Source organism: Gordonia polyisoprenivorans NBRC 16320 = JCM 10675 (assembly GCF_000241325.1).
Taxonomy (GTDB): domain Bacteria; phylum Actinomycetota; class Actinomycetes; order Mycobacteriales; family Mycobacteriaceae; genus Gordonia; species Gordonia polyisoprenivorans.
This window is the reverse complement of the sequence record NZ_BAEI01000095.1, coordinates 1-24,924: the sequence shown is the minus strand read 5'-3', so window position 1 is coordinate 24,924 and position 24,924 is coordinate 1. Positions and strand designations below refer to the sequence as shown.

Here is a 24,924-nt window from a genome sequence, read left to right as displayed (position 1 = left end):
CGTTCTTTCATCCGCGCCTCGTGGACGTGACGCACCCCGCCGGTCAGTTCCGCACGCACCCGCGCCTCGGTGTCGGTGAACGCGGCGTGGTAGCCGTCGTCGAATTCCTCGACGATCTGGAAGGTCCAGCGCCCCTCGATCACGTTGCGGCCCACCATCTCCGTCTCGATCCGATCGGCCAGCTCGGTGTAACCGGCATCGCGCATCTCGGCGACCGCCTCCCCGAGCAGGGCGTCGGCGTGCCCGATGAGCTGGTGGAAGCCGTACAGATGCCCACGCGCCCGTTCGATGTATTCCAGTGCCTCCGTGACCTTTCCGGCCATCTCGGCGGTGTGGTCGTCGACGGCGCTCGGGTCGGGGGACTCGCCTGAATCAGTCATTCGCGCACACACGCCCCGGTCGACACCCGTCCGTAGCGTCCCTGGGCGCGGGCGAGGTCCTGCTGTACGAGAGCGGCGGTGAGGACGTAGCCGGTCTCGTCGGCGGCATTCTCCGACGTCGCGAACACCACGCCGAGAACATCGCCGGCCGAATTGAGCATCGGCCCACCGGAATTGCCCTGCCGGATCACGCCGCGCACCGTATACACCTCGCGGGTGACCTGGCGGTTGCGGTAGATGTTGGCGGTCGGCAACTCGCGCATGTCACGCACCCGCACCGCAGTGGCCTGGAACGGACCGGCCTGCGGATACCCCAGGACGATGGCGTCGTCCCCGGTGGACGCGGTACTCGAGGCGAACCGCAACGGCCGCGCGTCGATGCCGTCGACCCGCAGGATCGCCACGTCGTTGACGCTGTCGAAGAGCACGACGTCGGCGTCGTAGGAGGTGCCGTCGGACTGCTGGGCCTGCAGGGTCGAGGTCCCGGCGACGACGTGCGCGTTGGTCATGATCAGGTCCGGGCCGACGACGAAGCCGCTGCCCTCGAGGGCCTGCTGACAGTTGGGTGCCTCGCCCTCGATCTTGACCACACTCGGCTTGGTCTGCGCGACGACCGGCAGGCGCAGCAGCGCCGGGTCGGGTGGTGCGACCTGGCCGGCGTTGGTGGTGGGGATGACGCCGTCGAGTTTGGAATCCTCGAGCAGTCGGCGGAACTCGTCGACCGGCTTCGCGGCCAGCCACCCCGGCGCCGCGTCGTCGACCGCGCCGAGCACCTTGGAGCCGTCGACGGCCTTGGTCAGCGCCTGCGAATGCGAACTCGCCAGCAGGGTGCCGATCAACCACATCGCCACCAGCGCCGCGAGGGCCTGCAACACCAGTCCGACGCCGCTGTCGATGGCCCGCAATTCCGGCGACCGGATGCCGCCGCGGGCGGCGTGACCGAGGATCATGCCGGCGATCTCGCCGATCACCACCAGCGCGACCAGCACCCCGACGGCCGCCACCAGCTGCATCGTCGGATCGTCGATCCGGGAGATCACATGCGGCACCAGCAGAATGCCCGCGAAGGCACCGAGGAGCACACCGAGCACGGCCAGCGCAGAGGCCACCGCACCCTGCCGGAATCCGCTGATCGCGGCGATCAGGGCGATCGCGACGACGATGATGTCGACCCACGTCGAACCACTCATCGGCCGCCCCGGCCGTCGGGGTCGCGCAGATGGTCGGGGTGGACCGCGCGGAAACCGGATTCCTGCCGGTTGCCGGCGCGTCGGATCATCTCGTCGAGCGGACGGACGTCATCGGTGTCCCAGGCCGGTCCCCACCCGGCGGCGTCGCTGATCGCCGCGATCAGCCCGCCGGTGAACCCCCAGACGAGCAGTCCGTCGACGAAGAATGCGGGTCCCTGATAGGCGCGGGCACCGAGGACCGACCGGCGGACCTGGAAACGGTTCTCCGGGGCCAGGAGCTCACGCATGCTGACACGCGCGACGCGGGCGGTCTCGCCTTCGTCGACGACACGCACCTCACCGGGTTCGCGCCAATGGGCGATCACCGGGACGACGTCGAAACCCGAGGGTGGGACCGGGAAGCTGGGCAGGGTGGCCAGCACGTCGACGCCCTCGGTCGCCAGGCCGGTTTCCTCGTCGGCCTCCCGCAGCGCGGTCCCGACGGGATAGTCGTCACCGGGGTCGTAGCCGCCGCCGGGGAAGGCGACCTGTCCGCTGTGTTGACGCAGGGTCGACGCGCGCTCGGTGAGCAGGACCTCGGCATCGGCGGGCAGCCCACCGGGATAGTCGGGGTCGGCGTCGAGGGACCCCGAGAACAACACCAGCACCGCAGCAGCACGCCGATCCCGGTTGAACATCGCCGCCCACCGGGTGCGGTCACCACCACGATTGAGCACGATCTCGGTGACGGCGCCGACGTCGTCGGTGAGCCGGTGCAGCCAAGAGGGGATCTGGTCGCGCGCCACCAGCGGGCCGATGTGGGGTTCGGGGATCGGCGTCGAATCACTCGTGCTCACGTGGTGACCCCGGTCGCCATGCGTACCTGGTCGGCGATCTGCTGCGGGTTCTCGAAGACCATCGGCGCGACCTTCGCGACGGAACCGTCGGCGCGCACGATGATCGTCGACGGGAACACCCGGGGAGCCTTCAGTGCGGCCGCGACCTGCCCGTCGGTGTCGAGGACGACGGGCAGATGCACCCCCAGCTCCGAGAGGAAGCGCAGTACCAGGTACGGACTGCCTGCGCCCTCACGCGCGTGAACGGTCAGTACCGTCACCGCCGACCCGGCCCGCTCGGCGTAGTCGGCGAGCACGGGCAGCTCGGCGCGGCACGGCTGACACCACACCGCCCACATGTTGATGATCAGTGGTTTGCCGACGGTCCCGGCGCCGAGGTCGTAGCTCGCCCCGGTCGACAGGCACGGCGCCCGCACCCCGGCCAGCACCGCGGCGTCGGTCGGCGCAGGGCCGCCGACCTGCGGACACGGTGCGATCGCTGCGTCGGCGCGGGCCTGGGCCAACTGCGCGTCGTCGACCTGCACGTCGGTGGCCGAGGCGGCGCCCGACGGACGGATCTGCTGGGCGTCGTCGCCCGTCGAGGAGTCTCCCCGCGGCCAGATCGCGACGACGAGGGCGATCACGACGACGAAGAACACCAGCGTCCATCGCGCGGCCGGGGGAAAACGAGAGCCCCGCCGGCGATCCGGCGGGGTCGGCTTCTCCACGGGCGGCAGATTGTCGGTGGTCACGAAGTGATTCCCGCCAACGCCAGCAGGTGATCGGTCTCGGGTCCCTTGACCAGGGCCGCGGCTGCCGTCTTGTCCATCGGCCCGGTTCCGACCGACGGGCAGTCCTTGGCCAGGATGCACACCCCGCACGCCGGTTTGCGCGCGTGGCAGACGCGACGGCCGTGGAAGATCACCCGGTGGGACAGATCGGTCCACTCCTTGCGCTCGATGAGCTCGCCGACGGCGTGCTCGACCTTGACCGGGTCGGTCTCCTCGGTCCACTCCCAGCGCCGGACCAGACGACCGAAGTGGGTGTCGACGGTGATTCCGGGAACCCCGAAAGCATTGCCCAACACCACATTCGCGGTCTTACGGCCGAAACCGGGCAGCGACACCAGCTCGGGCAGGGTATGCGGCACCTCGCCGTCGAACCGCTCCACGAGTGCCTGACCGAGCCCGATGAGCGAGTTGGTCTTGTTCCGGTAGAAACCGGTGGGGCGGATCAATTCCTCGAGTTCGGTGCGGTCGGCCTGCGCGTAATCCAGCGCGGTGCGGTAGCGGGCGAACACCGCCGGGGTGGTTTGGTTCACGCGGACGTCGGTGCATTGCGCCGACAAGATGGTGGCCACCGACAGTTCCAGCGGGGTGGTGAAATCGAGCTCGCAGTACACGTGCGGAAAAGCCACCTTCAGCGTGCGATTCATCCGGCGGGCGCGACGAACCAACCCGAGATGGGTTTCGGCCTTCTTGGTGCCCGAACCACCCGTCCCCGACCTCGGCTGGGTTGCCGATGCAGCCTTCGGCTGGGCTTTCGATGCAGCCGTCTTGCGCGCGCTCACCCGACCAGGTTAGCGATGCGCGGTGGCGTGGGGCGCGGTGCGACGCCCTGTGTTGCCGATGTCAACCAGCGGCGCGCTTTGGTCACAACTGGGTTACCGCGGCCGTTCTGGTTGGGAGTCACGAGCCCGATTGTGTTTACTTGTGGCCATGCAAGGACTAGCCGTACTGCTGTTCCCGGCCGTACTGATGCTCTTCGCCCTCGGCATGGAGAAGGTCCAGTCCTGGACAGATCGCGTCACCGTGAACCGCGACAACGTCGAGGAATTCCTGTCGGCGGCCGAATCCGAGGACGTCGACACCCTGGCCCGCGAGGGCATGCCGGCCGCGCTGGACGAGTTGCGCAATCGTCGGGCCGGCTGACCGCGTCCACACCACCCGGCTCCGCTCGTCCGATCACGTCGGCATGCGCTTCTGCCCGGTAGTCGTCGGCCACCGATGTTCGCCCTGAGCAGACACGCCACCCATTACAACGCCGGTGACCCATTCAACACATATGCTGGGGGCGAGAGTAGCGTTGCAGCGGGTGTGCCAGTGGAGCACAACCGAGATCATGAGTGAGAAGGGACTCCTTGGTGGAGGAAGTACTGGCGCGGGCAGGCATTTTTCAGGGCGTCGAGCCCTCTGCCGTAGCGGCACTGACCAAGCAGCTTCAGCCTGTCGACTTTCCGCGGGGACATGTCATCTTCCACGAGGGCGAACCCGGTGATCGGCTGTACATCATCCTGTCCGGCAAGGTGAAGGTCGGCCGCCGGTCACCCGACGGTCGCGAGAACCTGCTGACGATCATGGGTCCGTCGGACATGTTCGGTGAACTGTCCATCTTCGATCCCGGTCCGCGCACCAGCTCGGCGACGACGGTGACCGAGGTTCGCGCGGTCTCGATGGATCGGGATGCGTTGCGCGCCTGGATCAAGGACCGCCCGGAGATCGCCGAACAGCTCCTGCGCGTGTTGGCCCGACGTCTGCGTCGCACCAACAACAACCTCGCCGACCTGATCTTCACCGACGTTCCCGGACGTGTGGCCAAGCAGCTGCTGCAGCTGGCCCAACGCTTCGGCACCCAGGAGGGCGGCTCGCTGCGCGTCACCCACGACCTCACGCAGGAAGAGATCGCCCAGCTCGTCGGGGCCTCGCGCGAGACCGTCAACAAGGCGCTCGCCGACTTCGCCCAGCGCGGCTGGCTGCGCCTGGAGGGCAAGAGCGTGCTGATCGCCGACTCCGAGCGACTCGCCCGCCGCGCCCGCTGACCTCAGCTCGACATTCTTCCCCTACTTTCTCGTTCTTCCCCCGACAATTTCCCGGGGACGAACGAAAGAGTGGGGGAAGAACTGTTTTCGCCCCCAAGTCACAGCTGACGCAGATACTCCAGCTGCGCCTTCACCGACATCCGCGCCGCGGGCCACAGCTTCTTGTCGACGTCGGCGTAGACCTTGCGGACCACCTTCATCGGTTTGGCCTTCTTGGCCGAGACACCCATCTCGTCGAGAGCGGCCTGGATCTGGTCGATCCGTTCCTCACGGTGCGCCTTGTAGAAGCGCGCGACGGGTTCGAGCGTCGGATGGTCGGGACCGTGGGCCGGCAACAGCGCGGCCTCGGCACCGTCGACGATCAACCGGTTCAGCGAACCCATGTAATCGAGCAGACTGCCGTCGGACGGATCGATGACGGTGGTCCCGCTGCCCAGGATCGTGTCACCGGTGAGAACCGCGCGCTGCCCGTCGTGCTCGACGAGATAGCTGACGGAGTCGCCGGTGTGGCCGGGCGTGAACAACACCGTGATGCGCAGACCGGCGATCTCGATGATCTCGCGATCACGCAGGGGGTCGGCGTCACGGCAGTGCGACCGCAGGCGCGCACGAGTCGGGGCACCGGTCCGCTTGGCCAGCGCGTCGATGGCGCCGGTGTGGTCGAAGTGTCGGTGGGTGATCAGGGTCATCGCGATACCCGGTTGCGCCGCAACCTTTTTCACGTGCTTCTTGTGGCGCGGCGGGCCCGGGTCGACGACGACGCAGTCCGAACTGCCCGGCGCCCGCAGTATCCACGTGTTGGTGCCATCGAGTTCCATCACGCCGGGGTTGTCGCACAACAACACCGACGCGAACGGGGTCACCTCACGCAGCACGCCGTACGCCGGATGCACCGGGTCGGCGTCGGCAACGGCGTCGTCGGGGACCTCGCTGCCTCGGGAGTTGTCGTCGTGGGCGGTCATGGGGCCAGGGTAATGCCGCGGTGACACCGCGCGAGAGTCAGGCTCATCCGGCGATCAGGTCATAGGACAGCTTGGCCACCATGACGACCACGACGACGAGCAGGACCCACCGCACGAACCTGCTGCCGCGGCCCAGCGCCATGTGTGCGCCGATCTGCGCCCCGACGACATTGCCCACGGCCAGTGCCAATCCGAGCAGCCACAGCACATGGCCCTGCGCGGCGAACACCGCGAGCGCCCCGAGATTGGTACCGGTGTTGATCACCTTCGCCGTCGCCGAACTCTGCAGGAAATCGGTGCCCACCAACGCCGTCAGCGTGATGATCAGGAAGGTTCCGGTACCCGGACCCATCAGGCCGTCGTAGAAGGCCACGACGACTCCCGCGATCACCAGTCCGCACAACACCGACGTCCGGGACCGCTTCCGCGCGACACCCGATCCGAACCCGGGATTGAGTGCGACGAACAACCCCACGGCCACCAGCATCACCAGGACGATGGGTGTGAAGACCTCGGTGGGCAACCGACTCGCGACGAACGCTCCGGCACCGGAACAGACTGCGGCACAGGCGAACACCGGCGCAAGACGACGAAGACGCAACGGCACCGTACGCGAGTAACGCCACGCTGCGGACGCGGTCCCGATGACCGCGGCGAGTTTGTTGGTGGCCAGTGCCGACGCCGGAACGATCCCGGGCGCACCGATCAACAGAGCCGGGATGAGGATCAGACCGCCCCCACCGACCACGGCGTCGACCCATCCCGCGGCCACCGCGGCGACGATGAGCGCCGCGACGACCTCAGCGCTCAAGCGTCAGCGACCTGGACCACGAGTTCGACCTCCACCGGCGCCCCCAACGGCAACTCGGTGACCCCGACCGCGGAGCGGGCATGCACGCCTGCCTCCCCGAAGATCTCGCCGAGCAGGTCCGACGCACCATTGAGGACACCCGGTTGCCCGGTGAAGCCCGGCGCCGATGCGACGAATCCGGTCACCTTGACCACGCGCACAATCGAATCCAGCCCGACGAGTCCGTTGATCGCGGCCAACGCGTTGATGGTGCACTGTCGTGCGGCCGCCGTCGCCTCGTCGGGTTTGACGACACCCTCCGCGCCGGTGCAGACCTTGCCGTGGATCGACAGTTCACCGTTGACGAAGGGCAACTGCCCCGAGGTGTAGACCAGGTTCCCCGACCGGACCGCCGGGACGTAATTGGCGACCGGGGTGGGGGCCGTCGGCAGCTCGATACCCAGCTCGTCGAGTCGCTGTGTCCAGGTGCCCATGGCCTCAGCCCTTCGGCCGCTTGAGGTAGGCGACGTGCTGCTCTCCGGTGGGGCCGGGCAGCACGCTGACCAGCTCCCAGCCGTCGGCGCCCCACTGATCGAGAATCTGTTTGGTGGCGTGGGTCAGCAGCGGAACCGTCACGTATTCCCAGGCGGTGACATCACTCATGGCCCCAAGCCTAGGGCATCGAGGTGGCGTGCCCGCAGGCACGATCGGGCGAAATGACCTGACCGGAGTGACCCTGGACGACGACTGAGTCGATATGGTGAATCCGTGGTGTACGACACGCCCGGGGGCGACCAGACATCCAGCGGTCGGCAGAGCCGACCCCGACCTGACGGGGTCGCAGCGATTCTCGACGACGAGGAGGCGGTGACCGCACCGAACATCTGGCCGGACTCGGCCGCCAAAGCACGTCTGCACTTCGTCTCGGGTAAGGGCGGCACCGGCAAGACCACCGTCGCCGGCGCGCTCTCGCTGGCCCTGGCTGCCGCGGGAAAGCGCGTCCTACTCGTCGAATGCGAGGGGCGCCAAGGCATCGCGCAACTCTTCGACCTGCCGCCGCTACCGCCGACCGACACCCGCATCGCCACCGCCGAGGGCGGCGGCGAGGTGTGGGCGCTGGCCCTCGACATCGAGCATGCGCTGCTGGAATACCTCGACATGTTCTACAACCTGGGCTTCGCCGGCCGGGCGATGAAGCGGATCGGTGCGATCGACTTCGTCACCACGGTCGCCCCGGGACTGCGTGACGTCCTGATCACCGGAAAGATCAAGGAACGCATCATCGCGACCAACAAGAAGGGCGTGCGGCTCTACGACGCCGTCGTCGTCGACTCCCCGCCCACCGGCCGAATCGGCAGCTTCCTCGACGTCACCAAGGCGATGGCCGACCTCGCCAAGACCGGCCCGATCCGCAACCAGAGCGAAGGGGTGGCGCGGTTGCTGCACTCGGAGGAGACCGCGATCCACCTCGTCACCCTCCTCGAGGCGATGCCGATCACCGAGACCATCGAGGCCGTCGACGAGTTGCGCGGCAAGAACCTCCGAGTCGGCAGCCTGATCATCAACCGGGTGAACCCGATGCATCTGCCGTCCGACGAGATCGACGACATCGCCGAGGGCAACGTCGACGCACAGCGGGTCGCGTCCGGGCTCGCCGACGCCGGCATCGAGGCGAGCGAAGCCGATTTCGCCGGGTTGCTCACCGAGACGATCGAACACGCCTCGCGGCTGCAGGCGCAGCAGGTGGCCAAGGCCCAACTCGACGAGGTGGAGGTCCCGACGCTGGAACTACCCACCCTCGGCGACGGGATGGATCTCGGCGGCCTCTACGAACTGGCCAATCTGCTGCAGAAAGCGGGTGCCTGATGCCCCTCGACCTGAAGATGGGCTCGGTGCTCGCCGACCCGGAGACCCGCGTGGTCATCTGCTGCGGCGCCGGTGGCGTCGGCAAGACGACGACCGCCGCGGCGATGGCCCTGCACGCCGCCGAACACGGCCGCACCGTCGCGGTGCTCACGATCGACCCGGCCAAGCGGCTCGCGCAGTCGTTGGGCATGAGCGAGCTGACCAACGATCCCCAACCGGTGGCCATCGACGGCACCGGATCGCTCGACGCGATGATGCTCGACATGCGCCGCACCTTCGACGAGATGGTGCAGGAGTACTCCACGCCCGAGCGCGCCGCCGCCATCATGGAGAACTCCTTTTACCAGACTGTCGCCGAATCCTTCTCCGGCACACAGGAATACATGGCGATGGAGAAGCTCGGCAAGCTGCTGGAGACCAACCGGTGGGACCTGATCATCGTCGACACCCCACCGTCGCGCAACGCCCTGGACTTCCTCGACGCTCCGCAGCGCCTCGGGTCGTTCCTGTCCGGTCGGCTGATGAAGGTGCTCGTCGGCGGCGGCCGCGGCGTCGGCCGCATGGTCACCGGCGCGATGAGCCTGGCGATGCGCGGGGTCTCCACCATCATCGGGGGTGACATGCTGCGCGACGTCGCGACGTTCGTGCAGTCACTCGACTCGATGTTCGGCGGGTTCCAGGACCGCGCGCTCAAGACCTACGAACTGCTCAAACAGCCCGGTACCCGGTTCGCGGTGGTCGCCGCGGCCGAGCCCGACGCCCTGCGCGAGGCGGCCTTCTTCGTCGATCGCCTGTCGGAGGAGTCGATGCCGCTGGCCGGGCTCATCCTCAATCGCACCCACCCCAACCTCACCGGCATCCCCGAAGAGGTCGCGCGGGTGGCCGTGGACAAGGCCGACGACGACCTCACGCGCGGCGTGCTGCTGGTGCACGCGGAGCGTGCCGCGACGGCCAAACGGGAGGTGCACCTGCTGGGACGGTTCACCTCTGCGCATCCGACGGTGCCGATCGTCGGAGTCCCGTCCTTGCCGTTCGAGGTGGCCGACCGCGTCGCCCTGCGCGCGGTCGCCGAGCAGATCACCGGTCGGGGCTGACCTCGATCCGCCTGGGACGCCGATGGATCGCCGCCGCGTACTGACGATCCTGGTGGATCGCATCGCGATCGAGGACGGACAGATTCCCCCACCCGCGATCGGGGAGGTCATCGAATTCCCCCTGCGATTCTGGGAGTACTCGACGAGCGAGACCGGGACCGATCAGCACGACGCGATGACCATCCGCGCCCGGCTCGAACCCTCCGGCCGGCCACCGCGGCGTTTCGGTCTCGCCGACGACTCCGAAGCCACCGATGATGCGGGGCGACAAGACCTCTGGTGGAGTGGACTCCTGCGCGGCGACGGCTGGACCGCGTCGTGGGACGGACAACGGCCGCGGACCGGACAGGTGGAACTGACCGGCACCTTTCACGGCGTCATGGGGATCGACGCCGCGGGATCGGTACGCGGGCGCGTGACCCGGGTGCAGGTCGTTTCACACTCGTGGCAGCGGGTTCCGCCGCCACGCCGATGGAGCCTGACTCCGGGGCGCCGGCCCACCCATCGTGAGGTCGACCGCGCGCCGCGATTCTTCACCGACGACCGGTTCGACGCCGACTGCCCGTCACCGACCGACGTCGACACCGGCGCGCTGATCGATCTCGACCTCGACGACGTCGGCCCCTATCCACTACGTCCGCCGGCCGTCATCGCCGAGATCTCCGCTGCCGGCAACGACCTGTGGGCGCTTGATGCGGTTCTGCCGCTGGCGCTTCGGATCGACTCCGACCACCGGGCAAGCGAGTACCTGTTTCCCGGGCCGGTGCGATACGGGCGGTCGGTGTGGGCGACGCCCACCGGATGCTGGATCGGCGGCCCCGACGGTACCCACCGCCTGACGCCGGGAGAGCCTGCACGGACCGTCGACGACACGCCGGTCATCGCGGGAGCCGTTGTCGGCGAACACTTCCTGGCCTGCGGCGGCGCGGGTCGGTGGATCATCCACGATCCCGGCGGGGAATCCCGCAGTGTCGAGGGCCCCACCGCGGTGGTCACCGCGGCGATCGCCGACGGCGACTCGTTCGTCGTCCTGCTGCATTCACCGAGCCCGCACACCGACGGCGTGGTGCCGGTGCGCGTCGGCCTCGACGGGGCGACGGATGTGGGCGATCCGGTGATCCTCGACGATCACCACGACCGACCCTCGCTGCTCACCTCCCCACTCGGGATCGCCTGTTACGACAGCGTCGTCACCCTGGCACCGACGCTCGAAGCGACTGACACACAGCATGTTCCACGACGATTCTTCTACGCCGGGACCGTCGGCGACGGGCTGTGGGCCCTCGGTCACCCGCCCGACGGAACGGCGCGGTCGGGGTGGTGGCCGCTACCCGGACCCACCGAGTACGACCACGGCCGCGGCCAGTTCTGGTTGCTCACCGTCCTCGATCGGGACGGTCTCACGCCGACACTCAGCGCTCCGGTGCTCTCGTCCACCGTGTCGGTCGCACGCACCGACGACGGAACGCTCTGGGTGGCGGCCGGCGGGGTACTGCAGATCCTGCGGCCGGGGACCATGCAGTGGCCGGAGCCGGTCGACCTCGGCCTGCATTGAATCTCGGCCTGCATTGAATGGCGCGCCCCGATCGGCTCTGTTCCCCGAACGATGCTGTCCCCTGAACGGACCACACACCCCCGGACACGACATCACCGGCGGGACACTCCCGCCGGTGATGTGAGTTTGTGGGTCCGGGTCAGCCCGCGACGCGCTGACGGCGACGCTGCGCCTCGAAGAACGCCGACCACGAGGTGACCTCGGGATGCTGGCGCAACAGCGCCCGACGCTGGCGTTCGGTCATGCCGCCCCACACCCCGAATTCGACGCGGTTGTCGAGAGCGTCGGCGCCGCACTGCAACTGCACCGGGCAGTGCCGGCAGATCGTGGCGGCCTTGCGCTGCGCTGCACCCCGCACGAACAGGTCATCCGGGTTCTCTCCGCGGCACCGCGCCTGCGACACCCAGGTCAACCGCGCCTCGTCTGCCGATACTGCCGCTGTTGCCATCGTTATCGCCCCTGTCTGTCGTTGTCTGCGATGACCACGTCACCGCACTGCGACTGCAACCCGCTCGCTCACCTGGACAATTGATCGAGTTTGATATCTCTAACACTCTGCCGCATCGGCTGTTAAGTGAGTCACATTCTGCCCTCAATCTAGGGATCTGTGCATGCCACCGCAACCCCTGAGGCCGAAAAACTGGCACAACCGTGCAGACTCTCGGCGAAACACCTGGTCATCGCCACCGACCCCGCCGGTGCCATGCGCGGCGACGCGGGCTGCGAGGGTGTTGAGGAAATCACACGTATTCTGTCGGGGTGCCGATCTCGAAGAAGCTTGGGCCGCTCGCTGCCGCGTGCGTGCTGGCCGGCGTGCTCGTCGCCGGACTCCTGTATCCGGTCGCCAGCGGGGTGGGACTGGTGTCCAACAGAGCCGCTTCGGCAGTAGAGAACGTCTCGTCGGAATTGCTCAACGGCACCCTGCCCCAGGTCTCGACGATGACCGACGCAGCGGGCAACCCGATCGCGCTGTTGTTCGACCAGTACCGCTACGAGGTCGGCTACAACGACATCTCGCCCGACATGGTCGCCGCGATCATCTCCATCGAGGACCGCCGCTTCCTCGAGCACGACGGCGTCGACTGGAAGGGCACCATCCGCGCCGCACTGAAGAACTCGTCCTCGGGTGAGGTCCAGCAGGGCGCGTCGACGCTGGATCAGCAGTACATCAAGAACTATCAACTCCTCGTGCTCGCGCGGACCGAGGCCGATCGGGAGGCAGCCACCGAGACCACCCCGGCACGCAAGCTGCGTGAGGTCCGGATGGCGCTGACGATGGAGCAGTCGCTCACCGAGCAGGCCAAACGCAAGGGCCTCTCCGACGCCGCGGCCAAGCAGGAGGCCAAGAAGCAGATCGTCACGCGTTATCTCAACGTGGTGCCGTTCGGCAACAACGCCTACGGCATCGAGGCCGCGTCGCAGGTGTACTTCAACAAGCACGCCAAGGACCTCACCGTCGAGCAGGCCGCACTGCTCGCGGGCATGGTGCAGTCGAGCAGCGCGCTCAACCCGTACACCAATCCGCAGGCTGCGCTGGCACGACGCAACACCGTGCTCGACACGATGATCCAGAACTTCCCCAACCGCCGCGACGAGCTGACCGCGGCCAAGGCCAAGCCGCTCGGGGTGGTCCCCAATCCCAACATCCCCACCCAGGGGTGCATCGGCGCCGGCAACAACGGATTCTTCTGCGACTACGCGCTGCAGTTCCTCGCCGCCAACGGCATCTCCCGCGACTCGGTGATGCGCAGCGGATACATCATCAAGACCACCCTCGACCCCGACGTGCAGCGTTCGGTCGAGCGCGCGGTGCAGACCCAGGCCGATCCGCACGCCGACGGCGTCGCGAGCGTGATGAGCGCGATCCGGCCGGGCACCACCGCCCATCCCGTGCTGGCGATGGCGTCGAGCCGCGACTACGGGCTCAATCAGAACGCCGACCAAACCGTGCAGCCGCAGCCGTTCTCGCTGGTCGGTGACGGTGCGGGCTCGGTCTTCAAGGTCTTCACGACGGCCGCGGCGATGGAGCAGGGCCTCGGCACCGGCTCCAATATTCCGGTCCCGTCGACCCTGGCCGTGCAGGGCATGGGTAGCAGCGGCGGCTCCAACGGATGCCCCGCCGACAGCTACTGCGTCAAGAACGACGGCCGCTATCCGGCGTCGATGTCGGTCTCCCAGGCGCTGGCCCAGTCACCGAACACCGCGTTCGTCAAGCTGTTGCAGCAGACCGGGGTGAAGCCGACCGTCGACATGGCCGTGCGCCTGGGTCTGCGCTCGTACAACACGCCGGGCACCTCCGGTGACGGCGACAAGTCGATCGCCCAGTACGTCAAGGACGGCAACTTCGGTTCGTTCACCCTCGGCCCCTTCCCGGTCAACGGACTCGAGCTGTCGAATGTGGCGGCCACCCTGTCCTCGGGCGGGGTGTGGTGCCCGCCCAATCCGATCGGCTCGATCAGCACCATCAAGCGCGACGAGAACAGCAACGCGGTGCCCGGCCCCGACGGCGCACCGGTATTGACCACGGTGCCGTTCAACGCACCGGGATGTGACCGCGTCGTCGAGCAGGGTCTGGCCAACACCCTGGCCAATGCGATGAGCTTCGACGATCGGGGTGGGGGCACCTCGGCGGCGGCCGCCGGCTCGACGGGCTGGAACCTGCCGGTGTCGGCGAAGACCGGTACCACCGAGGCGCACCGCTCGGCGGCGTTCCTCGGCTTCACCAACAACATCGCCGGGTCGGTCTACGTCTACAGCGACGGTCCCAACCCGGAGGGCATCTGCACCAGCCCGCTGCGGTCCTGCTATGACGGCAACCTCTACGGCGGATACGAGCCGGCACGCACCTGGTATTCGGCGGTCCTGCCGGTCGCGAACAAGTTCGGGCCGACGAGCCTGCCACCGCAGGATCCGCAGTACGTGTCCGGCAACAGTCGCGGACGTGTCCCCGACGTCACCGGTCTGACCGCCAGCGACGCGACCGCCCGGTTGCAGGCTGCCGGCTTCAAGGTCACCCAGCTCGAGATCGACTCCCCGCGCCCGCAGGGCACGGTGGTGTTCACCGCACCGTCGGATTCGGCGTTGCCGGGGAGCACGATCACGATCTACGTGAGCAACGGACGCCAGTCCGCGGGCGGCAGCAACGGCCCGACCCAGACGACGGTGCAGGTACCCGGCGTCGGGCCCGTGGTGATCGATCTGCCCGGCTGAGGTCGAGTCGCCGGACGGGTTGTCCGTCACGACCCTGACGCGTGCCCTCGGGCGGCGCGTATCCTGAGGAAATGTCCATCCTCGATTCGACCCGGTCCTGGCGCGTGGACGGCCTTCTCCCCACGTCGACGGCAGCACGGACGCTTGCCGTCGGTGCGGGGGCGGCCGCTGCCGGACTGCTCTACTCGACGCTGATCGAGCGCAACGCATTCACCTTGCGTCACACCACGATGGCGGTACTCGAACCCGGCGCCACCCCGTTGCGGGTCCTGCACATCAGCGACCTGCACATGATGCCCAACCAGCGACTCAAGCAGGCCTGGGTGTCCGAACTCGAGGCGCTCGAACCGGACCTGGTGATCAACACCGGCGACAACCTGGCGCACCCGCAGGCGGTGCCCGCGGTGATTCAGTCCCTCGGCGGATTGCTTTCGCGCCCCGGCCTTTTCGTGTTCGGGTCGAACGACTACTTCGGTCCGACACCGAAGAATCCGTTCAAGTACTTCAAGACCGAACACAAGCGCACGCACGGCGATCCCCTGCCGTGGCAGGATCTGCGGGCCGCGTTCGTCGAGCGTGGCTGGCTCGACGCCACGCACTCGGTGCGCGAACTCGAGGTCGGCGGGGTGCGGGTGGTCGCGGCAGGTGTCGACGACCCGCACATCGAACGTGACCGCTACGAGACCATCGCCGGACGGCCCAATCCGCTCGCCCAGTTGCGTCTGGGTCTGACGCATTCACCCGAACCACGGGTCCTCGACCGCTTCGCCGACGACGGTTACGATCTTGTGCTCGCCGGGCACACCCACGGCGGCCAGCTGTGTCTGCCGCTCGTCGGTGCGCTCGTCACCAACTGCCACCTCGATCGCTCCCGGGTCAAGGGCGCCTCGGCCTGGGGGTCGACGATGAAGCTGCACGTCAGCGCAGGTCTGGGTACCTCGCCGTATGTGCCGGCACGGTTCTGCTGCCGGCCCGAGGCCAGTCTGCTCACCCTCACCCCGGTCTCGCACGGCGACGCCGAATTCGACGAGGACCACTCGCTGCCGCAGTTGGCCACCGACGCGCGCTGACGCGATGCCGGCAATGTCGACGCCTCCTCGCGTGCTGGCATTCGACACCTTCGGGACGGTCACCGACTGGCTCGGCGGTATCAGCGCCGCAGTGGCGCGCTCCGTGCCCGGGGTCGACGCGGTCGAGTTCGCGCGACAGTGGCGAGCCCGCTATTCCCCCGCCATCGCTCGCGTCGAGGCCGGTGAGATCGGCTGGCGCGGACTCGACGACCTGCAGTCCGACACCCTGGGCGAGGTCGCCGCACAGTTCGGCGTCGCGATCGGCGCCGACCGTGCCGCCCACCTCGTGCACGCCTGGCGCGAGATCCCCGGGTGGCCGGACTCGGCGCGCGGCCTGGCTCGTCTGCGACGTCGATTCACGGTGTGCGCGTTGAGCAATGGGAGCGTCGCGTTGCTCACTGAGATGGCCAAACGCAACGGCTTCGACTGGGATTTCATCGGCGGCTCGGATCTGTGGCATCACTACAAGCCGGCGCCGCAGACCTATCTCGGACTCGCCGGACTGATGGAAGCGCGGCCCCACGAGGTGATGATGGTCGCGACCCACCAATCCGATCTCGACGCCGCCCGCTCCCACGGGTTACGGTCGGCCTTCGTCGAGCGTCCCCTCGAGTGGGGTGACCCTGCGCTCAAAGACGATTCGGGCTCACCGGACAACGACATCCACGCCAGAGACCTCGACGACCTGGCCGATCAGCTGGGGTGCTGAGGAGTGCACGTTTCATCCTTTTCGGGTGATGTGATCGGCACCGTTCGCATGTGAGGATCACCACGCAGTCACTCCCGAAAGGCTCGTGATGACGTCACCCGATTCTCACCATCACCCGGTCCGCCAGGGGTTCGCTGGCGGAGCCACGATCGGCGCCGCCGCACTCCTGCTCGTCGTCGGCATCATCGGTCTCGCCGAGGGCATTTCGGCCGTCGTCAAGGACGAGTTGTTCGTCGTCGGCCCGCAGTACGTCTACCAGCTCAACCTGACCACGTGGGGCTGGATCCACATCATCCTCGGCATCATCGCGATCCTCATCGCCTTCGGCATGTTCGTCGGCGCGACCTGGGCCCGCGTGAGCGCGGTGATCATCGCGTCGCTGTCGATCATCGCCAATTTCCTGTGGATTCCCTACTTCCCGTGGTGGTCGATCCTCATCATCGCCGTCGACCTCGTCGTGATCTGGGCGGTCTGTACCTGGCAGACCGACTGATGACGTAGCACGGCGTCAATCCCCGAACGTCCCGTGCCGTCCGGCACCGTGGGCGAATCGTGTTGCCCCGGTGACGGTATCGGCCTGTATCGACTGCAGTCCGTGCAGGTATTCGTTGTGGATGCCGTCGGGTTCGGCCATGCCTTCCTGCTCGAGCGCCGAGAGCCGGTCGTGGCGCAGGCAGGTCTGCGGGAACGCGGCGAGTTCATGCGCCAGTTCCACCGCCCGCTCCAGGGACTGCCCGGATGGCACGAGCCGATTCACCAGCCCCATGTCGAAGGCCTCGCGCGCCGGCACCGCACGGCCGGTGAGGATGAGGTCCATTGCTCGACTCGACCCGATGAGATGCGGCAGTCGCACGGTGCCGCCGTCGATGAGCGGCACTCCCCAGCGACGGCAGAACACCCCGAGCACCGCGTCGTCGTCGGCGACGCGTAGATCGGCCCAGATCGCCAGTTCCAATCCGCCCGCGACCGCATGTCCGGAGATGGCGGCGATCACCGGCTTGCCCAGTCGCAGTCGCGTCGGTCCCATCGGCCCGTCTCCGTCGGCCTCCACCCGGTTACGGGTGCTGCCGTCCGCTATGGCCTTGAGATCGGCTCCCGCGCAGAAGGTTCCGCCCTCCCCGTAGAGCACGGCCACCGACGCGCTCTCGTCGGCGTCGAAACGACGGAACGCGTCGGCGAGCACCTGCGCGGTCGGCCCGTCGACGGCGTTGCGCCGCTCGGGTCTGTTGAGGCCGAGAATCCGCACCGGCCCGTCGGAACGTTCGAGGATCGTCTGAGTGCTCACCACTCCGATCATGCCCCCACGACCGCTGAGATGATTCGATCCGCCCGTGAGCGGGTACTCGAGGCCCATGGCCAACTATCGAGTGATCAATCCCAAGGGTTCCGTCGTCGCCACCCGCGACATCGACAACGCCGACGACGCGCACGCCTGGTTCATCGACCAGAAAGCCGACAACACCGAGCTCGGCTGGCGCATGGAGGTCGAGCACGACGGCGACTGGGCGTTCTTCGACGATTCCGAGGGTGCCGGCAACGGGTGAGGTGATGGGCGCGGCATCACGGCACGTCAGCTAGAACGAGGAAGCCCTGGCCGGATCTCTCCTGGCCAGGGCCTCATCTGCTTCTCAACCACAAGAAGGCTCTGTCGGATTCGGCAAGCCTCATCCTCTGGTCGGGGTGGCGGGATTCGAACCCACGACCTCTTCGTCCCGAACGAAGCGCGCTACCAAGCTGCGCCACACCCCGTGTGCAACCTGCGATAGCTTACCCCCGATGATGCCCGGGCACTAAATCGCCTGGTAGACCGCCAAAACGGGGGCTGCGGCCCCCCGTGGGCGCCCACTGGGCGAAAGCGACGAACAGGCGCCGGAAATCCGATTACGCTGATTCACGAATCGTGCAATAACGACGGAAGGGAAGGCTGTGATGAGCCAGGGGTTCGACGACGAGGCCGCCGAGTCGGCCGTCAAACAGGGTTTCGCCTTCGGGCTCACGATCGTCGCGGCGGCTCTGCTGTTCGTCGCCGGCGTGATCTCGGTCTTCGTCGGGATCTCGGCACTCAACAAGGACACATTGCTCGTCCTCGGCCAGGATTACGTCTTCGAGTTGAATCTGACAGCCTGGGGCTGGATTCACATCGTCATCGGCGTGTTGGCGGTCATCATCGCGGGTGGGCTGGCCATCGGCGCCGATTGGGCGCGGGTCGCGGCGATCATCGTCGCCGCGCTGTCGATCATCACCCAGTTCCTGTGGCTGCCGCACTACCCCGCATGGTCGATCCTCATCATCGCGCTCGACGTCATCCTGATCTGGGCGGTGTGCTCGTGGAACCCGCGCCAGGTGACGCACGGTCGCACAGCCGGGCGCTGAGCCGACGCGGGACCGGACGCAGGGCGGGCAGTTCCCCACCCATCCGGGACCGGGGTCGGCGGCGAATCACCGCTCGTCCGGTACCGACGACCGAAGGGATTCCCGACCATGCCGCTCCTGCGCATGCCACACACTCGCAGAACCGTCCGCCTCCTCGTACCGCTCCTGGCCGTCCTCGGGGCCGTGGTGGCGTTGGTCGCCACCCCCGCGACCGCCGAAGCCGCGCCGGTCAAGCCGGTCACCAAGCTCGACGTCACGCGATATCTCGGCACGTGGTGGCAGCAGGCGACCATCCCGTCGTTCTTCGGTGTGCGCTGCGCGAAGGACACCAACGCCACCTACACCCAGATCAACGCGACGACCATCGGCGTTGACAACAAGTGCACCTCGTTCACCGGTCAGCCCGACGGCATCAAGGGCAAGGCGACCGTCATCGATCCGGTCACCAAAGCGCAACTCGTGGTGACCTTTCCGGGTGTACCCAACACCATCAACCCGGGCAACAACCCGAACTACATCGTGACGTGGGTCGGCGACGCGCAGGGCCGAGACGCCACCGCGCAGGGCGCGAACAGCACCGAGCCGTACCAGTTCGCGATCGTCGGCGACCCGACGCGACTGTCCGGGTTCGTGCTGAGCCGCGAGAAGGTGCTCACCACCGATCAGCTGCGGATGCTCAAGCGCCGCACCGAGGCCGCGGGCTTCACCTCGTGCACCTTCCTGATCTCTCCGACGACCGGCGGACGCTCGGACTACTCGCCGCTGTGCACCGTCTGATCGACTGAGTGAGTCCGCTTGTCGCACCGGCTGCATCGTCCTGCAGCCGGTGCGACGGCGTTACTGTGGACGGGTGACCCCGACCACCGGTGACCCGGCCCGATCCGGGCGCGTCGAACGACTCCTCGCCGACACCTACCGCATCGCCGATGAGATCCTCTACCCCGCGGCAGGCGACGTCGACCACAGTGGCACGGTTCCCGACTCCCACTGGCGCGAGCTCGCCGACGCCGGGCTTTATGGACTGGTCACCGGCGATCCGCCACTCGAACTCACCACCGTCTTGGAGATCGGGGAGGTGCTCGCGAGTGGATGCCTACCCACCGCGTTCACCTGGTTGCAGCATCACGGGGTGGTGATCTCGTTGTCGGGCACCGACAACGACACGCTGCAGGATCGGTATCTCGATGCGACCGTCGCCGGCCGGGTCCGGGCGGGAGTGGCCTACGCGGGTGTCGTCCCGACCCCGCCCCGGATGACGGCCACGCGCACCGAAGGCGGCTGGATTCTCGACGGGTACGCACCGTTCGTCAGCGGCTGGGGCATCGTGCACATCCTGCAGATCTCGGCCCGGGATGTGCAGACCGACGACGTGATCGCGGCGATCGTCGATGTCACCCAAGCTGTTCCAGGGATCGCGGTGACCCCGACCCACCTGTCGGTGTGCAACGCAACGCGGACGGTGTTCCTGAGAGTGGAGGGAGTGCGGGTCGACGACGCCGACATCGTCTCTCGCGTCAGCCTCGAGCAATTCTTCGCCACCCAGATCACCGGCCTACGCATCAACGGCACCCTTCCGTTCGGCATCCTGCGTCGTGCCACGGCCCTGCTCGAACGCGGCAGCGAGGTGAAAGCCGCTCGGACGCTTCGGGAACGGGCCGGCGAGGTCCGCGCGCGCCTCGACAACGCGCTCGGCGCCGGCGATCCCGGGCCGATGATCGACGCGCGCGCCGACGCCGCCCGTCTCGCCGTCGACGCCGCCGCCGCACTGGTCTCCGCCGACGGTGGCCGCGCCCTGCTGTCCGGCAACGACGCGCAACGTCTGGCCCGCGAATCCATGTTCACCCTCGTCGCAGCCAGTCGCCCGCAGGTGAAAGATCTTCTGGTGCAGCGGTTCAGCGGGAGCTGATCAGCTCACCGCGCAGAGCCGTAGTCCCGCAGGAACAATGCCTCGGCCAGCGCCATGTGCTCGATCTCGGACGGGTCGACGCTCTCGTTGGGCGCATGGATCAGGCAGCGCGGTTCCTCGACCCCGAAGAGCATGATCTCGGCGTCGGGAAAGGTGTTCTGCAGCACGGTACACAGCGGGATCGATCCACCCTGCCCCTGCTGCACGACCTCGGTTCCGTAGGCGGTGCTCAACGAACGCGAAATCGCCTCGAACGCAGGCCCATCGGTCGAACCCGAGAACGGCGCCCCGATCGCCTCACGCTCGACCGACACCCGCACATGCCACGGCGCGACGGCGTGCAGGTGGGCGATCAGCGCATCCTGGGCGGCCGCCGGATCCATGCCGGGTGGCACACGCAGGTTGATGCGCGCACGGGCCCGCGGGACGACCGACGCCGACGAGCCGACCACCGGCGGGCAGTCGATACCCAGCACGGTCGCCGCCGGGCGGGCCCACACCATCTCCGCGATCGATCCCGACCCGAGCACCCCGACCCCGTCGAGAACCGTTGCGTCCTTACGGAACTGGCTCTCTCGATAATCGATGCCCGTCCACACCTGATCGGAGTCGAGCCCGGTGACGGTGGTGTTGCCCGCGTCGTCACGCAGCGTGGCCAGCATGGCGATCAGGGCGGCGAGCGCATCCGGCGCCGCACCTCCGAACATTCCGGAATGCATTGCCGAGGAGAGCGTTTCGACGCTGACGACGACGTTGGCGATCCCGCGCAGACTCGTCGTCAGAGTGGGGCGACCCACTTCGATGTTGCCGGAATCGAGGATGAGGATCGCGTCGGCGCGCAACAGCTCGGGGTTCTTGGGAACGAAGTCCTCGATGCCGCCGGAGCCCTGCTCCTCGGACCCCTCACCGATGATCTTGACGTTGACGCCGAGGTCGTCGCCGATCGCCCGCAGAGCGGTCAGGTGCACGGCGATGTTGCCCTTGCAGTCGGCCGCACCGCGGCCGTACCAGCGGCCGTCGCGTTCGGTCAGCGTCCACGCCGGTGAGTCCCACGCATCGGCATCGAGGGGCGGCTGCACATCGTGGTGGAAGTACAGCAGCACCGTCGGTGCGTCGGCCGGTCCGGGGATGTGTCCGGTCACCGCCTGCGATCCGTCGGCGGTGACGTGCGCCGCGACGTCGGATACGCCGGCCTCGGTGAAGGCCTCCTGCAGCCAGTCGACCATCCGTGCGCAGTCGGCGGGCGCGGCGGGGTCGTAGACCGATTCGAAGGCCACCATCTCCGCGAGATCCGTGCGCGCCCTTCCCATCAGATCGTGCACGCGGTCTGCGATCGCATCGTCGGTCATCGTCGGGTCCTCTTGTCGTCGGCCGCCTCGATGCCACGCGCATGCCCGCGCGGCGAGGTCGTGTCCCCAAGTTAACCCGTCTGGTCGGCACCGACCGATCGGCGCAGCGACGACTGGGCACCACTCACCTGAGCGAGTTGCAGACCGCGCCAAAAACGTACACGGGACGCTGCCGCGAAGTCATCGGCCGCACAATCGGGAAACCACTACGCTGTGGTAACGGAACGAAGGCGACGCATCACTGTGAGCTCGTCCTGCCACATGCAGACCGAGATCGGTATGAATGTCTCAACCGGTGCCCAGCGGTCGTTCGATACAGCGCAATCTGCACCAGCGAGCGAACCACACGCTGCCTCTCGATGAGGAGTACACTGAGTGACAGCCGGAGTCTCATATCTGACGGATTTCCGTTAACGCTTCCGGCGTCGCAAGGGCCGCTGTCGCTGTGGCCAGTCAGGTGAACTTCAATGATCACCACGTCTCGTATTCTCAATACTGCTCCACGCAGCCGCCTCTATGGGCACATGCGTGACTATCACAGGGCGCGTCCAGGACATTCCTCCCGCCCGGAAAGAATCGTCTCGGGCATCCAGGAAGAAGACTCCCGGGCAGTCACGGGCGATCTACTGGCCGAGTGGGACATCCTGTTCCACCCAGAGACCAGCCCGGCTACCACTGCCCAAAGTGCAATCGGCGACGTCCTGGCCCGACGGACAGTCCGTCGGGCGCGCCACTCTCGGACATCCATCCTCGATGGGGATTCCCACCCCGTCATTCTGCTGGCCACCGACGTCCCCGTGACCGAAGCCGCCCAGGTATGGCGACGAGTGATGCTCACCGCGGAACGTGGTGGAACGCTTTCAGACGTCCTGTTCCAAGCGGACTCCGCACGCCGATGACAGCACGCGCCGATCTACCGCCCATCACGCGAAAACTCAACGCCGACCTCATCGCTACCCAACGCCGCAACTCAGTGGACGCCGAAACTGCCACCGCCCTCAGGAGCCTGAGCGCGATCGTCCTCTGCGCGGTCGCCGAACTGGAAAACGATCTGATCATCACTGCGGCGGCATCCCATACACAGCCAGGAACGAGTCGCCATGATTGATAGAGTCTCACCAAGAGCGCCCAAATGCCGGTACGCAAAGCCATCGTCGGCAATGCGTACAGCACACACGGCGGCATCATCATGATTGTTATCGTCGGGGCGATCATTCTCCTCGCTGCTGTTATCGTGATTATCGCCAGCGTCGCAACCAATAGCGGCACCACACATACGTTGGCCCCCGACAGTTTCTCTGTTCTCGGCTACCACATCACCGGCTCAACTGGAACCTTGCTGCTCTACGGAGTCGTACTCGGAGCCATCGCAATGCTCGGGATCGCAACGATCCTGGTCGGGGCCCGACGATCGTCTCGACGCGGCCACGCTGCACGCCGCGACCTCAAACACTCCAGGCAAGAAGCCAAGAAGCTCAGCCACGCCCGTGACGATATGGTGACAGACCACACCATCGACCCACCCACACGCAGCCGCGAAGGGCGCCCTTCGTGACCTTGGCAAAGGACAGACCATGGCCACAGTCACCACTCGGTCTGACAAGGAATATATCGATCGACACTCCAAAGACCGGAGAATTCACACACTCCGACCCTCAGCCATGACGCTCACTTCCGAACGCGCATCCGATTACTCGGACGGAACAACGGAGACGTGGTGGGCCACCAGACGGAGCGAGTATCGCGGCATGGAAATCGCAACAACGGTCAAGACCATACAGCGAGCCGATAGCGAACTCACCAACCAAGACGTCGCCCTACTCATCAGCGACCACACCACCCCACGGACAATAAATATCCCAGTGTCAATTCTTGAACATGTGATTGCCACTCTCCAGGCTGCGAGGGCAGACGTCTCACTGGTGTGGGAACACGTGACGAAGTAGCGTTCGCTCTGTTCATTGCGGGCCGAGGGGTTACCACCGGCAAGACGTCCGAAGCACTCTCGTGTCTTGAACGAATGGATAGAGCTCACTGTCGCTCGTCGGACCTGTTCTGAGCGATGAGCGAGGTGACTCTGCACACTCAAACTAGCCTCGGCCTTTCACGGTGATTTCGTGTCGTGAATAAAGAATGGTGCCCTGACCTGGGATGATTGAACTTGCGAAGGTATCAATCGGACCAGTTCGAGGAGCACCATTCAGGTGAGTAAGTGTACGTCGTGGTACCCGTCGTTGTCTGTAGATGGTTCCGGAAGCGGGGTGGTGTCGCACGCCGGGGCGACGGTCCTGCTGCGGTGCGCCGAGAAAACCGGTCTGATCAGCGGATTGTCGACGGTGTTGGCGCCGTGGCGCAAGCCTCTGGCCACTCACGATCCGGGCAAGATCCTGCTCGACCTCGCCATCGCGGTCGCCCTGGGCGGCGATTGCTTGGCTGATATCAACCACGTCCGTGCGGATCCGGGCGTGTTCGGGCCGGTCGCCTCGGATCCGACGGTGTCGCGGCTGATCTCCACGCTGGCCACCGACGCACCGGCCGCCTTGTCGGCGATCAACGCTGCTCGCGCCGCCGCGCGGGCGCAGGCGTGGACCGCGGCCGGCACCGCAGCCCCTAACCATGACCGCGGTGTGCGGCATCCGTTGATCATCGACCTCGACGCGACGCTGGTGACCGCACACTCCGACAAAGAGCACGCCACCCCAAACTGGAAGAAAGGGTTTGGTTTTCACCCGCTATGCGCGTTCGCCGACCACCAAGCCGCCGGCACAGGGGAACCCCTCGCAATCATGTTGCGGCCAGGTAATGCCGGGTCGAACACCGCCGCCGATCACATCGCC

At 67.1% G+C, this 24,924-nt stretch carries 29 protein-coding genes and 1 tRNA gene; 17 read left to right on the top strand and 13 right to left on the bottom strand.

The window, feature by feature from the left end:
* From GOPIP_RS27365 to nth, 5 genes are all read right to left on the bottom strand, one after another.
* On the bottom strand, nucleotides 1–380 hold a 380-nt coding region (locus GOPIP_RS27365), incomplete at its 3' end, for a hypothetical protein (RefSeq protein ID WP_006373155.1).
* Complete coding sequence (locus GOPIP_RS27360) at nucleotides 377–1,570, bottom strand: MarP family serine protease (protein ID WP_006373154.1); 1,194 nt, start codon at nucleotides 1,568–1,570, stop codon at nucleotides 377–379. The genes GOPIP_RS27365 and GOPIP_RS27360, both read right to left, overlap by 4 nt.
* A complete protein-coding gene (locus GOPIP_RS27355) occupies nucleotides 1,567–2,406 on the bottom strand; it encodes an NUDIX hydrolase (RefSeq protein WP_006373153.1) in 840 nt (279 codons plus the stop codon). The genes GOPIP_RS27360 and GOPIP_RS27355 overlap by 4 nt, the downstream gene beginning before the upstream one ends.
* A complete protein-coding gene (locus GOPIP_RS27350; protein ID WP_006373152.1) occupies nucleotides 2,403–3,137 on the bottom strand; it encodes a TlpA disulfide reductase family protein in 735 nt (244 codons plus the stop codon). Before GOPIP_RS27350 ends, GOPIP_RS27355 begins: the two co-directional genes overlap by 4 nt.
* Entirely contained in the window at nucleotides 3,134–3,955 is an 822-nt protein-coding gene (gene nth, locus GOPIP_RS27345; RefSeq protein ID WP_006373151.1) for an endonuclease III, read from the bottom strand. The genes GOPIP_RS27350 and nth overlap by 4 nt, the downstream gene beginning before the upstream one ends.
* 148 nt (nucleotides 3,956–4,103) lie before the next feature.
* Here nth and GOPIP_RS27340 point away from each other — a divergent pair, with 148 nt between their 5' ends.
* A complete protein-coding gene (locus tag GOPIP_RS27340; protein ID WP_026920367.1) occupies nucleotides 4,104–4,316 on the top strand; it encodes a hypothetical protein in 213 nt (70 codons plus the stop codon).
* Nucleotides 4,317–4,528: 212 nt separating this feature from the next.
* Complete coding sequence (locus tag GOPIP_RS27335; protein ID WP_006373149.1) at nucleotides 4,529–5,203, top strand: Crp/Fnr family transcriptional regulator; 675 nt, start codon at nucleotides 4,529–4,531, stop codon at nucleotides 5,201–5,203.
* 98 nt (nucleotides 5,204–5,301) lie between these two features.
* On the opposite strand, the gene GOPIP_RS27330 is transcribed toward GOPIP_RS27335, so the two are convergent.
* From GOPIP_RS27330 to sp36, 4 genes are read right to left on the bottom strand one after another with little or no spacing between them, the layout of a single operon-like run.
* Complete coding sequence (locus GOPIP_RS27330) at nucleotides 5,302–6,165, bottom strand: MBL fold metallo-hydrolase (RefSeq protein ID WP_006373148.1); 864 nt, start codon at nucleotides 6,163–6,165, stop codon at nucleotides 5,302–5,304.
* Nucleotides 6,166–6,208: 43 nt separating this feature from the next.
* Nucleotides 6,209–6,976 carry a TSUP family transporter gene (locus GOPIP_RS27325; protein WP_006373147.1) on the bottom strand — a complete coding sequence of 256 codons (768 nt, stop codon included), beginning with the start codon at nucleotides 6,974–6,976 and terminating at the stop codon, nucleotides 6,209–6,211.
* Nucleotides 6,973–7,449 (bottom strand): RidA family protein, encoded by a 477-nt coding sequence (locus GOPIP_RS27320; RefSeq protein ID WP_006373146.1) that lies wholly within the window; start codon nucleotides 7,447–7,449, stop codon nucleotides 6,973–6,975. The genes GOPIP_RS27325 and GOPIP_RS27320 overlap by 4 nt, the downstream gene beginning before the upstream one ends.
* A 4-nt stretch (nucleotides 7,450–7,453) precedes the next feature.
* On the bottom strand, nucleotides 7,454–7,618 hold the full coding sequence (sp36, locus tag GOPIP_RS28605) for a Sp36 family protein (protein ID WP_006373145.1): 165 nt from the start codon (nucleotides 7,616–7,618) through the stop codon (nucleotides 7,454–7,456).
* 183 nt (nucleotides 7,619–7,801) lie between these two features.
* Between sp36 and bagA the strand changes: the two genes are divergently transcribed.
* Genes bagA through GOPIP_RS27305 form a run of 3 tightly spaced genes read left to right on the top strand, consistent with a single transcriptional unit; the run spans nucleotide 7,802 to nucleotide 11,470 of the window.
* Nucleotides 7,802–8,821: an ATPase BagA gene (bagA, locus tag GOPIP_RS27315; RefSeq protein WP_244332889.1), complete on the top strand. Its 1,020-nt coding sequence runs from the start codon at nucleotides 7,802–7,804 to the stop codon at nucleotides 8,819–8,821.
* A complete protein-coding gene (bagB, locus tag GOPIP_RS27310) occupies nucleotides 8,821–9,915 on the top strand; it encodes an ArsA family ATPase (protein ID WP_006373143.1) in 1,095 nt (364 codons plus the stop codon). The genes bagA and bagB overlap by 1 nt, the downstream gene beginning before the upstream one ends.
* 22 nt (nucleotides 9,916–9,937) lie before the next feature.
* On the top strand, nucleotides 9,938–11,470 hold the full coding sequence (locus tag GOPIP_RS27305) for a hypothetical protein (protein ID WP_006373142.1): 1,533 nt from the start codon (nucleotides 9,938–9,940) through the stop codon (nucleotides 11,468–11,470).
* 139 nt (nucleotides 11,471–11,609) lie between these two features.
* Here the strand turns inward: GOPIP_RS27305 and GOPIP_RS27300 are convergent, their stop codons facing one another.
* Complete coding sequence (locus GOPIP_RS27300) at nucleotides 11,610–11,918, bottom strand: WhiB family transcriptional regulator (RefSeq protein ID WP_006373141.1); 309 nt, start codon at nucleotides 11,916–11,918, stop codon at nucleotides 11,610–11,612.
* A gap of 311 nt (nucleotides 11,919–12,229) precedes the next feature.
* Between GOPIP_RS27300 and GOPIP_RS27295 the strand changes: the two genes are divergently transcribed.
* The 4 genes from GOPIP_RS27295 (at nucleotide 12,230) to GOPIP_RS27280 (ending at nucleotide 16,952) form a co-directional block, all read left to right on the top strand.
* Complete coding sequence (locus tag GOPIP_RS27295) at nucleotides 12,230–14,680, top strand: penicillin-binding protein (RefSeq protein ID WP_006373140.1); 2,451 nt, start codon at nucleotides 12,230–12,232, stop codon at nucleotides 14,678–14,680.
* A 71-nt stretch (nucleotides 14,681–14,751) separates the two neighbouring features.
* Complete coding sequence (locus GOPIP_RS27290; RefSeq protein ID WP_035728927.1) at nucleotides 14,752–15,750, top strand: metallophosphoesterase; 999 nt, start codon at nucleotides 14,752–14,754, stop codon at nucleotides 15,748–15,750.
* Nucleotides 15,751–15,763: 13 nt separating this feature from the next.
* Nucleotides 15,764–16,459, top strand: coding sequence for a haloacid dehalogenase type II (locus tag GOPIP_RS27285; protein WP_006373137.1), 696 nt, complete (start codon nucleotides 15,764–15,766; stop codon nucleotides 16,457–16,459).
* Between the two features lie 88 nt (nucleotides 16,460–16,547).
* Complete coding sequence (locus tag GOPIP_RS27280) at nucleotides 16,548–16,952, top strand: DUF7144 family membrane protein (protein WP_006373136.1); 405 nt, start codon at nucleotides 16,548–16,550, stop codon at nucleotides 16,950–16,952.
* A 15-nt stretch (nucleotides 16,953–16,967) separates the two neighbouring features.
* Here GOPIP_RS27280 and GOPIP_RS27275 read toward each other — a convergent pair whose 3' ends face one another.
* On the bottom strand, nucleotides 16,968–17,756 hold the full coding sequence (locus tag GOPIP_RS27275; protein WP_035728929.1) for a crotonase/enoyl-CoA hydratase family protein: 789 nt from the start codon (nucleotides 17,754–17,756) through the stop codon (nucleotides 16,968–16,970).
* Between the two features lie 55 nt (nucleotides 17,757–17,811).
* Here GOPIP_RS27275 and GOPIP_RS27270 point away from each other — a divergent pair, with 55 nt between their 5' ends.
* Complete coding sequence (locus tag GOPIP_RS27270; protein ID WP_006373134.1) at nucleotides 17,812–18,003, top strand: hypothetical protein; 192 nt, start codon at nucleotides 17,812–17,814, stop codon at nucleotides 18,001–18,003.
* A 128-nt stretch (nucleotides 18,004–18,131) separates the two neighbouring features.
* On the opposite strand, the gene GOPIP_RS27265 is transcribed toward GOPIP_RS27270, so the two are convergent.
* A tRNA-Pro gene (locus tag GOPIP_RS27265) sits at nucleotides 18,132–18,208 on the bottom strand.
* A 180-nt stretch (nucleotides 18,209–18,388) separates the two neighbouring features.
* Here GOPIP_RS27265 and GOPIP_RS27260 point away from each other — a divergent pair.
* The 3 genes from GOPIP_RS27260 (at nucleotide 18,389) to GOPIP_RS27250 (ending at nucleotide 20,738) form a co-directional block, all read left to right on the top strand.
* Nucleotides 18,389–18,832, top strand: a complete 444-nt coding sequence (locus tag GOPIP_RS27260) for a DUF7144 family membrane protein (protein WP_006373133.1) — start codon at nucleotides 18,389–18,391, stop codon at nucleotides 18,830–18,832.
* Nucleotides 18,833–18,940: 108 nt separating this feature from the next.
* Nucleotides 18,941–19,609, top strand: coding sequence for a lipocalin family protein (locus GOPIP_RS27255; protein ID WP_006373132.1), 669 nt, complete (start codon nucleotides 18,941–18,943; stop codon nucleotides 19,607–19,609).
* A gap of 73 nt (nucleotides 19,610–19,682) precedes the next feature.
* Nucleotides 19,683–20,738, top strand: coding sequence for an acyl-CoA dehydrogenase family protein (locus GOPIP_RS27250; RefSeq protein WP_006373131.1), 1,056 nt, complete (start codon nucleotides 19,683–19,685; stop codon nucleotides 20,736–20,738).
* 5 nt (nucleotides 20,739–20,743) lie between these two features.
* On the opposite strand, the gene GOPIP_RS27245 is transcribed toward GOPIP_RS27250, so the two are convergent.
* Entirely contained in the window at nucleotides 20,744–22,087 is a 1,344-nt protein-coding gene (locus GOPIP_RS27245; protein WP_006373130.1) for a dipeptidase, read from the bottom strand.
* 467 nt (nucleotides 22,088–22,554) lie between these two features.
* On the opposite strand from GOPIP_RS27245, the gene GOPIP_RS29950 reads away from it, so the two are divergent.
* The 4 genes from GOPIP_RS29950 to GOPIP_RS27230 all read left to right on the top strand — a co-directional run.
* On the top strand, nucleotides 22,555–22,986 hold the full coding sequence (locus GOPIP_RS29950) for a hypothetical protein (RefSeq protein WP_006373129.1): 432 nt from the start codon (nucleotides 22,555–22,557) through the stop codon (nucleotides 22,984–22,986).
* Nucleotides 22,983–23,195: a hypothetical protein gene (locus GOPIP_RS28940; protein WP_133092138.1), complete on the top strand. Its 213-nt coding sequence runs from the start codon at nucleotides 22,983–22,985 to the stop codon at nucleotides 23,193–23,195. Before GOPIP_RS29950 ends, GOPIP_RS28940 begins: the two co-directional genes overlap by 4 nt.
* Nucleotides 23,196–23,219: 24 nt before the next feature.
* Nucleotides 23,220–23,642, top strand: a complete 423-nt coding sequence (locus tag GOPIP_RS27240; protein ID WP_006373128.1) for a hypothetical protein — start codon at nucleotides 23,220–23,222, stop codon at nucleotides 23,640–23,642.
* A gap of 649 nt (nucleotides 23,643–24,291) precedes the next feature.
* The coding region (locus GOPIP_RS27230) for an IS1380 family transposase (RefSeq protein WP_035728928.1) at nucleotides 24,292–24,924 on the top strand (633 nt) is incomplete at its 3' end.

What these genes read in the sequence shown, in the direction of transcription:
- GOPIP_RS28940 (WP_133092138.1), top strand. Translation starts at nt 22,983, where the DNA reads ATGACAGCACGCGCCGATCTACCGCCCATCACGCGAAAACTCAACGCC.
- GOPIP_RS27290 (WP_035728927.1), top strand. Translation starts at nt 14,752, where the DNA reads ATGTCCATCCTCGATTCGACCCGGTCCTGGCGCGTGGACGGCCTTCTC.
- GOPIP_RS27240 (WP_006373128.1), top strand. Translation starts at nt 23,220, where the DNA reads ATGCCGGTACGCAAAGCCATCGTCGGCAATGCGTACAGCACACACGGC.
- sp36 (WP_006373145.1), bottom strand. Translation starts at nt 7,618, where the DNA reads ATGAGTGATGTCACCGCCTGGGAATACGTGACGGTTCCGCTGCTGACC.
- GOPIP_RS27275 (WP_035728929.1), bottom strand. Translation starts at nt 17,756, where the DNA reads ATGATCGGAGTGGTGAGCACTCAGACGATCCTCGAACGTTCCGACGGG.
- GOPIP_RS27245 (WP_006373130.1), bottom strand. Translation starts at nt 22,087, where the DNA reads ATGACCGACGATGCGATCGCAGACCGCGTGCACGATCTGATGGGAAGG.
- GOPIP_RS27300 (WP_006373141.1), bottom strand. Translation starts at nt 11,918, where the DNA reads ATGGCAACAGCGGCAGTATCGGCAGACGAGGCGCGGTTGACCTGGGTG.
- GOPIP_RS27285 (WP_006373137.1), top strand. Translation starts at nt 15,764, where the DNA reads ATGTCGACGCCTCCTCGCGTGCTGGCATTCGACACCTTCGGGACGGTC.
- GOPIP_RS27270 (WP_006373134.1), top strand. Translation starts at nt 17,812, where the DNA reads ATGGCCAACTATCGAGTGATCAATCCCAAGGGTTCCGTCGTCGCCACC.
- GOPIP_RS27320 (WP_006373146.1), bottom strand. Translation starts at nt 7,449, where the DNA reads ATGGGCACCTGGACACAGCGACTCGACGAGCTGGGTATCGAGCTGCCG.
- GOPIP_RS27360 (WP_006373154.1), bottom strand. Translation starts at nt 1,570, where the DNA reads ATGAGTGGTTCGACGTGGGTCGACATCATCGTCGTCGCGATCGCCCTG.
- GOPIP_RS27260 (WP_006373133.1), top strand. Translation starts at nt 18,389, where the DNA reads ATGAGCCAGGGGTTCGACGACGAGGCCGCCGAGTCGGCCGTCAAACAG.
- GOPIP_RS27305 (WP_006373142.1), top strand. Translation starts at nt 9,938, where the DNA reads ATGGATCGCCGCCGCGTACTGACGATCCTGGTGGATCGCATCGCGATC.
- bagB (WP_006373143.1), top strand. Translation starts at nt 8,821, where the DNA reads ATGCCCCTCGACCTGAAGATGGGCTCGGTGCTCGCCGACCCGGAGACC.
- GOPIP_RS27255 (WP_006373132.1), top strand. Translation starts at nt 18,941, where the DNA reads ATGCCGCTCCTGCGCATGCCACACACTCGCAGAACCGTCCGCCTCCTC.
- GOPIP_RS27330 (WP_006373148.1), bottom strand. Translation starts at nt 6,165, where the DNA reads ATGACCGCCCACGACGACAACTCCCGAGGCAGCGAGGTCCCCGACGAC.
- GOPIP_RS27280 (WP_006373136.1), top strand. Translation starts at nt 16,548, where the DNA reads ATGACGTCACCCGATTCTCACCATCACCCGGTCCGCCAGGGGTTCGCT.
- GOPIP_RS27340 (WP_026920367.1), top strand. Translation starts at nt 4,104, where the DNA reads ATGCAAGGACTAGCCGTACTGCTGTTCCCGGCCGTACTGATGCTCTTC.
- GOPIP_RS29950 (WP_006373129.1), top strand. Translation starts at nt 22,555, where the DNA reads ATGATCACCACGTCTCGTATTCTCAATACTGCTCCACGCAGCCGCCTC.